The following is a 7,280-nucleotide window of genomic DNA, read 5'->3' on the forward strand; positions in this document are numbered from 1 at the left end:
TGACAATGCTCACGCGCCTCTCCAATCACGCCACCGCGCGCATGATGAGCGCACGCGCCTGCCGCCCCTCCGGCGTCGGCATCAGCGCATAATTGTGCGGCTGGTCACGCAGAAGATGCAGCTCCACCGGCACGCCCACCGCCCTCGCCCGCGCCGCGAGATCGACGCTGTCGGGATAGAGCAGATCGCGCGTGCCGGAGAAGATCGTCATCGGCGCGAGGAAGCGGAACGCGCCGTTGAGCGGACTGACGAAGGGATGGCCGACATCGAGCTCGCCGGCATAGAGCCGTCCCGCCTCGACGATGCCCGGAATGTCCTGGATCGGATCGCGCTTGGCGATCTCCATTTGCTCCGGACGGCTGACAGAGGCATCGGCCGCCGGCGAGATCAGCACCAGCCGGGCCGGCTGCCGATGGCCGCGATCGCGCAGCCATTGGCACGCGGCGAGCGCGAGGCCGGCGCCGGCGGAATTGCCGACCACCGTGACCTTTGCGGTGCCGGCGTCTTCCAACAGCATCCGCAGCAGTTCGGCCGTCCTCGGCACGACATCCCCAGCGGTCGCGCGCGGCGCCAGCGGATAGATCGGCACGACGCACGATGCGCGCCTTGCGCGTCATCTCGCCGATGAAGCGCCAATGCGCCGGCACGATCTCGTTGATGAAACCGCCGCCATGCAGGAACATGACGTAGTTGCAGCCTTCATGGCCCGACGACGGCGCGGTGTAATAGACCGGCCAGCCGCCCATCCTGGTCAGGATCGCCTCGACGCCGCGACCGAGCCCGGCCGGCTCGAACGAGGCCGGCTGCAAGGCGAGCTTCTGCACATGCGCCTGCACGGCTTCGGCAGAGGCGAGCTGCTGCTTGTACGGAAGCTGTCGCAGCAACAGGTTGAAGGCGCGGCTTTGCAGGCTCGGCGCGGGATCGCGGCTCCGCGATCCGCACATCTCAGGACAAAACTGCAGGGCCGACACAAGCCTCGCGACGCTCATGGTCAGTTCTCCACCTGGCTCGGCATCATATGGCGACCAGAAGGCTTGCCGAAAGGCCGCCATGGGCGGATATAATGCGAGCATTCGCTCGCTTTTCCTACTCGCATTCGGATCGTAACGCCCATGGCGCGCACGCCGCCGACAAAGCCGCGGAAAAATGCCCTGCAGGCGCGATCGCGCGCCACCGTGGACGCGCTGCTGGAGGCGACCGCTCGCATTCTGGTCCGCGAAGGTTTCGAGAAGACCAGCACCAACCGCATCGCGGAAGTGGCCGGCGTCAGCGTCGGCTCGCTCTACCAGTACTTCCCGAGCAAGGAGGCGCTCGTCGCCGCCGTGATCGAGCGTCACAACGAGGAGATCATGGGCATCGTCCGCGCCGCCCTCGTGGAAGTCGCCGACCTCCCGATCGACAAAGCGGTGCGAAAACTCGTCACCGTCGCGATCGAAGCCCATCGCGTCAACCCGAAACTGCACCGCGTGCTCGCCGAGCAGATCCCCCGCACCGGCCAACTCGCCGACGTCGAAGCCTTCAACCGTGAGGTCCACACCTTAGTGCGCAGCTATCTCGAAAGCCGCCGCAAGGAGATGCGCAAGGTCGACCTCGATGTCGCGACCTTCATCTGCGTCAGCGCGATCGAGGCAGTCGCGCACAACACGGTGCTGAACGGGGCGGAGATGCTGTCGGAGAAGGTGGTGAAGGTGCTGGTGGACGAGACGACAAGGCTGGTGGTGGGGTATTTGAGGTAGGAGGAACGATGCCCTAATCCTGGACAAGCTTGCTAAAATGGAAGGATAGGCTGCGCTCCATAGCGCGCTGAGAAGCTAGCGCCGCGGTGGCTGCAAAATGGGAAGACCTTACTGAGCGCACTGATGGAGTATGCCGATAAGCTTCGGCTTGCCGCTCCCCATGCTCATTCCCTCGAACCCGAAGAAAATTGGTGCCTCAGACGCGGCCTGAATCGCCACACCGACATTCTCTCCCTTTCGAAGGGCGACAATCTCCTTTTGTGATAGAGTGTATGCGACGTTGAAGAGTCCGTTTTGAATCCGCTTGGAATTGGGCCTCAGTGGATACACTTGCCCATCGATCAGAAGAGAATGGGCTGCCATATTCATGAGCTCATTGTCCCTGCGAAGAGCATCGAAGATTGCGAGCAAGACTGCTCGGCGTTTTTCGCAGTAGAGGATGAACTTGTTTATTCCTGATTCCTCGGTTTCTCGCTGTCCTTTCAGATAGAGCTGTCCATCCGTACTTTCGATCGTCCAGACAGGTCGGGTCCGCCCGTTATTGACGACATTCAACCGTTCCAGAGTCGCTTTGTCGATTTCATGCATCCCGTCAGGGCTCGCGGCGGCTCCAAACGTGAATAGATCTGGATCAACATCCATGGAGCGTATGTACTCTACTGCCAGCGCGGAGACGACTTGAGCAGTCCCTTCAATGCGCTCATCAGCTCGCACCGACTTGAATTGGTGAACGCCGTATCGGGACCCCTGCTTCAAATACCTAAACTGACCGCCCAAATAGGCGTACGCGCACGCGCTGTAACAGCCGCCCTCATCAATATCGAAGGGCTTTGGAGAGAATGGCGATTTCCGACCGATGTCGGTGGAGAAACCATATTTTCGGAACAGGCGGCCAAGTTCTATTCCCGCAGCCAAGCTTCCACCGGGTGAGTTCAGGTAGACGATAGATCGGTCGGGAATACGATTCTGCGTTACATATCGCTCAAACCGCTGGGGTGCGTCGGGATCGATGTCTCCGTCCAAAAAGACGAACCAACGATTGCCCGCTATCTCAATGGGCAACTCCGGCGGAAATCCCTTTACAGTCATGTTCGATTGCGCACCCGCCGAGCCTGACTGAAAAGCCAATAAAAGAGCCAGCGCGTAAATCTTTCGCCGCACCATGGCTTTCGCAAGCTGCGCCATCGAATTCAATTTCCTGCATCGAATGGCTCAACGTAGCGTGAGACCACATGCTGCCGCTACACCTTTTGGCAGAAGCCGGTCCCGACGCACCGCAAATGGCTTCGGGAAAACAACATCCCATCAATGGCATCGCTACTGTGCATGGGGTTGTTTTCGGGTATTTTGGTTTGCCGACCATCGCAGCAGCCACCCACTGCCGACCGTCGCGCACGCGGCCTTTGGCCAGCGCGAGCCCTACGGCCCCGGTCAATCCGCCCGACAAATGATTTAGAAAAAATGGTCGGAGCGAGAGGATTTGAACCTCCGACCCCTAGTCTCCCAGACTAGTGCGCTAACCGGGCTGCGCCACGCTCCGAACGTCGTTCCATTAGCTAGGATCGTCGCTTTGCGCAAGGCGAGCGACACCATTTTGGTGGCGCCGTCCAAACCCGGAACTGGCCGCAATACCGGTGGAAGCCGCCCTACCCCTCGTTCAGCGCCTGATCCAGCATCTCCCGGCACGCGACGAGGTCGGCGAGCGCCTTCCCGAGGCGTTCCCGGTCCAGCGCGCTGGGCCGGGCGGGTGCGGCGGGGGTGCCGCTCTTGCGGAAGGTGGTGAGGATGTCCTCGTCGTCGACCTCGGTGAAGCGGAAGTCGATGCCTTCCTCCTCATCGCCCTGGTAGTCGTCATCGTCGGCATCCGTGACGCCCTTGATGGGCGCCTCGTCCTCGGGCTCCATCAGGCTGGCACCGATGGCGTCCTCGATGGCGCCGAAGGAGACCGCGGCCGCGTTGTCGGCGAGGCCCTGCACCGACTTGACGCCGTGCTCCTTGAGGATCCGCTGCACGCCGCGGATGGTGTAGCCCTCGCCGTAGAGCAGCCGGCGGATGCCCTTGAGCAGGTCGACGTCGTCGGGGCGGTAATAGCGGCGGCCGCCGCTGCGCTTCATCGGCTTGATCTGGGAGAACCGGGTCTCCCAGAATCGCAGCACGTGCTGCGGAATGTCGAGTTCCTGCGCTACTTCGCTGATGGTTCGGAACGCATCCGGCGCCTTGTCCAAATGCCAAATCCTTCGCGAAAGGCGTTACGCCTCGGGTTGAGCCTTGCTGGCATCGCCATTGGTGCGGTGCTGGGCGTTGATCCGCTGCTTCAGGATCGCCGACGGCTTGAACACCATGACCCGGCGCGGCGAGATCGGCACCTCGGTGCCGGTCTTCGGATTGCGACCGATGCGCTGGCCCTTCTTGCGGACCATGAAGGACCCGAACGAAGACAATTTCACCGTCTCGCCCTTCTCCAGGCAGTCGGTGATCTCCTTCAGCACGAGTTCCACGAAGGCGGACGATTCCGTGCGCGACAGGCCCACCTTCTGGTAGACGGCTTCGCAAAGATCGACACGCGTTACGGTTTTACTTTGATCGGTCATCGCCCTGCCCCACATCACGGCGAACAATTGTTGTCTGAAATTATGAGCTTACGTTACGGCGGTCAACAGCGCTCATCAATGCAGGCGCATCGATAATCCCAGCTGATTCCGGCAAAATTTTATCGACTGTGGCTCTACCAGCGCACCATCGCCGAGCCCCAGGTGAAGCCGCCGCCCATGGCCTCCATGAGAACCATGTCGCCGCGCTTGATGCGACCGTCCTTGCGCGCCACCGCCAGCGCCAGCGGAATCGAAGCGGCCGAAGTATTGCCGTGACGGTCCACCGTCAGCACCACCTTCTCCGGCGCGATATGCAGCTTGTGCGCGGAAGCGTCGATGATTCGCTTGTTGGCCTGGTGCGGCACGAACCAGTCGATGGTCTCGGCATTGAGCCCGGTCGCCTCGAAGGCATCGACGATGACGTCGGTGATCATGCCGACTGCGTGCTTGAAGACCTCGCGGCCCTCCATGCGCAGATGACCGACGGTCTGGGTCGAGGACGGCCCGCCGTCGACGAACAGCTTTGCCTTGTGGCGGCCGTCGGAGCGCAGATGCGTGGTGACGACGCCGCGATCGGTCGCGGCATTGCCCGGCTGCGCCTGCGCCTCCAGCACGACCGCGCCGGCACCGTCGCCGAACAGCACGCAAGTGCCGCGGTCGTTCCAGTCGAGGATGCGCGAGAAGGTCTCCGCACCGATCACCAGCGCGCGCTTGAAGGCGCCGGTGCGCAGGAAATTGTCGGCGGTGGCGAGCGCGAACACGAAGCCCGAGCACACCGCCTGCAGGTCGAAGGCCGCGCCATGGTTGATGCCGAGCCCGTTCTGCACGGCTACGGCGGTCGCGGGAAAGGTGTTGTCCGGCGTCGAGGTCGCCAGCACGATGAGGTCGATCGACTGCGCGTCGAGGCCGGCGTCGGTGAGCGCGGCCTGCGCCGCCTTCAGCGCCAGATGCGAGGTGAACTCGCCCTCGGCCGCGATGTGCCGCTCGCGAATGCCGGTGCGCTGAACGATCCACTCGTCGGAGGTATCGATGCGCGCCGCCAATTGGGCGTTGGTCACCACCTGCTCCGGCAGATAGGAGCCGCAGCCGAGCACGACCGAACGAATTTGAGTCACGAAACAGCCTCCTGCGCGGCCTGCACGGAATTGAGTGCACCGCCCTCGCGGTTGAGCATCTGATTGATCTTGTTCAGGAGATCGTAGTGAGCCATCTCATAGCCAACATCGATCGCATAGGCAAAGCCTTCGGCGCTGGTTCCGCCGTGGCTCTTGACCACGATCCCGTTCAATCCCAGGAACACGCCGCCATTGGACTTGTTCGGGTCCATCTTGTCGCGCAGGGCCTGGAAGGCGCCGCGGGCAAAGAGATAGCCGAGCTTGGACAGCCAGCTCCGTTTCATTTCGTTGCGAAGCAATTCGGCCATCTGCCGGGCGGTTCCCTCGGCGGCCTTGAGCGCGATGTTACCGGCATAACCCTCGGTCACGATCACGTCGGCAACGCCCTTGCCGATGCCGTCGCCCTCGACGAAGCCGATATAATCGAGCTCCGGCAGGTTCCGCGCCCGCAGGATTTCGCCGGCCTCGCGAATCTCCTCGTGCCCCTTGATCTCCTCGGTGCCGATATTGAGGAGCCCGACCGTGGGCCGCTTCTTGTCGAACAGCACGCTCGCCGTGGCCGCCCCCATGAGCGCGAGCGACACCAGATGGTGCGCATCGCCGCCGATGGTGGCGCCGAGATCGAGCACGACGGATTCGCCACGCTTGGTCGGCCATATCCCCGTGATCGCGGGGCGGTCGATCCCCTTCAGCGTGCGCAGATGGAAGCGCGACATCGCCATCAGCGCGCCGGTATTGCCGGCGGAAACTGCGACATCCGCATCGCCCTTCTTCACCGCGTCGATGGCCAGCCACATCGAGGAGGTCCTGCGGCCGCGCCGCAGTGCTTGGCTCGGCTTGTCCGAGCCGCTGACGGCGACGTCGGTATGGATGATCTTCGAGGCGGCCTTGAGCTGGGGGTGCCGGTCGAGCTCGGGCTCGATCTTGGCGCGATCGCCGACCAGCAGGAATTCGGTGTCGCGATGCCTGCCAAGCGAGATGGCCGCGCCCGGAATGACCACGGCGGCGCCGGCGTCGCCCCCCATGGCGTCAAGCGCAATGCGAACCTTGCTTGGCATAAAAGTCCTGGAAAACCTGATCTGGTGCGGTCTTGAACGAGCGGGGCCGCAGAATGGGTTCGCCACGGACATGGCGACCGGTCAGGCGCCACGCCGCGCCCGGACCGGGGCGCGACAATAGCGTTTTGTTACTCCGAAACAACCTCTTGCCCCCAGCCTTTTGCTTTCAGAGCGATCCGGCCGCGAACCCGGAAATTTGCCGGAAATACACTGAAATCAGCTAGATAGAGACCTCTTTGAAACCATCGAGGCAAATGCCTCGCGTACCCTTGCAGGGCGATCGACGCGGAAAGGGCCGGCTAGCGGTCCTTCTTGTTGTCCTGGAGCGCCTTCAGCGCGGCAAAGGGATGGTCCTCCGGATCGGGGGCGGTGACCTCCGCCTCGAACACGGCCCCCTCCTTGCGGGGGTAGGGATCGACCGCCAGGAAAAGGGCGTCGGTGGCGATCCGTCCGAGGTCGATGATGCCATTGACGATCGGCTCCGGCGGATCGATCGCCTCCGCCGGCTCCTCGTCGTCCTGCCCCTCCTCGATCAGGTCGGCCATCTTCCGAACCTCGGCCTCGGGGGCAAACACCAGCTCCACCGCCTCATCGATCTCGGTCTCGATGGGATCGAGGGTGACCACGCAGGTCTGGCCAATCCGGGCGCGGACGCGCCCCGTGACGTGGACCCGGCCGCCGCTCTTGGGCACGACGTCGAGGTCGGCCTGGACGGACAGCACCTCCCGCAGGCCGCCCACCTCAGCGATGGCCTGCCGCTCGGCGGCCGAGGCCTCGAGC

9 protein-coding genes and 1 tRNA gene are annotated in these 7,280 nt (G+C 63.1%); 2 read left to right on the forward strand and 8 right to left on the reverse strand.

Going from position 1 to position 7,280, the window contains the following annotated elements:
• Nucleotides 1-25 precede the first annotated feature (25 nt).
• Nucleotides 26-589: an alpha/beta hydrolase fold domain-containing protein gene (locus SE92_RS37040; protein ID WP_245324461.1), complete on the reverse strand. Its 564-nt coding sequence runs from the start codon at nt 587-589 to the stop codon at nt 26-28.
• Nucleotides 590-635: 46 nt separating this feature from the next.
• Here SE92_RS37040 and SE92_RS37045 point away from each other — a divergent pair, with 46 nt between their 5' ends.
• Both SE92_RS37045 and SE92_RS05600 read left to right on the forward strand, forming a co-directional pair.
• Nucleotides 636-1,064, forward strand: coding sequence for a hypothetical protein (locus SE92_RS37045; protein WP_245324463.1), 429 nt, complete (start codon nt 636-638; stop codon nt 1,062-1,064).
• A gap of 48 nt (nt 1,065-1,112) precedes the next feature.
• Entirely contained in the window at nt 1,113-1,736 is a 624-nt protein-coding gene (locus SE92_RS05600; protein ID WP_063194839.1) for a TetR/AcrR family transcriptional regulator, read from the forward strand.
• A gap of 108 nt (nt 1,737-1,844) precedes the next feature.
• Here SE92_RS05600 and SE92_RS05605 read toward each other — a convergent pair whose 3' ends face one another.
• From SE92_RS05605 to SE92_RS05635, 7 genes are all read right to left on the reverse strand, one after another.
• Nucleotides 1,845-2,921: a COG3904 family protein gene (locus tag SE92_RS05605; protein WP_063194840.1), complete on the reverse strand. Its 1,077-nt coding sequence runs from the start codon at nt 2,919-2,921 to the stop codon at nt 1,845-1,847.
• A 277-nt stretch (nt 2,922-3,198) separates the two neighbouring features.
• Nucleotides 3,199-3,276, reverse strand: a tRNA-Pro gene (locus SE92_RS05610).
• Between the two features lie 106 nt (nt 3,277-3,382).
• Nucleotides 3,383-3,961, reverse strand: coding sequence for a MerR family transcriptional regulator (locus tag SE92_RS05615; protein ID WP_063194841.1), 579 nt, complete (start codon nt 3,959-3,961; stop codon nt 3,383-3,385).
• A gap of 24 nt (nt 3,962-3,985) precedes the next feature.
• On the reverse strand, nt 3,986-4,327 hold the full coding sequence (locus tag SE92_RS05620; protein ID WP_018456841.1) for an integration host factor subunit alpha: 342 nt from the start codon (nt 4,325-4,327) through the stop codon (nt 3,986-3,988).
• Between the two features lie 134 nt (nt 4,328-4,461).
• Nucleotides 4,462-5,442: a beta-ketoacyl-ACP synthase III gene (locus SE92_RS05625; protein ID WP_063194842.1), complete on the reverse strand. Its 981-nt coding sequence runs from the start codon at nt 5,440-5,442 to the stop codon at nt 4,462-4,464.
• Nucleotides 5,439-6,500, reverse strand: coding sequence for a phosphate acyltransferase PlsX (gene plsX / locus SE92_RS05630; RefSeq protein ID WP_063194843.1), 1,062 nt, complete (start codon nt 6,498-6,500; stop codon nt 5,439-5,441). Before plsX ends, SE92_RS05625 begins: the two co-directional genes overlap by 4 nt.
• Nucleotides 6,501-6,799: 299 nt before the next feature.
• A partial coding sequence (locus SE92_RS05635) for a YceD family protein (protein WP_063194844.1) occupies nt 6,800-7,280 on the reverse strand: 481 nt, incomplete at its 5' end.

Source organism: Bradyrhizobium sp. AT1, assembly GCF_001590795.1.
Lineage (GTDB): Bacteria > Pseudomonadota > Alphaproteobacteria > Rhizobiales > Xanthobacteraceae > Bradyrhizobium.

What these genes read in the sequence shown, in the direction of transcription:
- SE92_RS37045 (WP_245324463.1), top strand. Translation starts at nt 636, where the DNA reads ATGCGCCGGCACGATCTCGTTGATGAAACCGCCGCCATGCAGGAACAT.
- SE92_RS05600 (WP_063194839.1), top strand. Translation starts at nt 1,113, where the DNA reads ATGGCGCGCACGCCGCCGACAAAGCCGCGGAAAAATGCCCTGCAGGCG.
- SE92_RS05605 (WP_063194840.1), bottom strand. Translation starts at nt 2,921, where the DNA reads ATGGCGCAGCTTGCGAAAGCCATGGTGCGGCGAAAGATTTACGCGCTG.
- SE92_RS05620 (WP_018456841.1), bottom strand. Translation starts at nt 4,327, where the DNA reads ATGACCGATCAAAGTAAAACCGTAACGCGTGTCGATCTTTGCGAAGCC.
- plsX (WP_063194843.1), bottom strand. Translation starts at nt 6,500, where the DNA reads ATGCCAAGCAAGGTTCGCATTGCGCTTGACGCCATGGGGGGCGACGCC.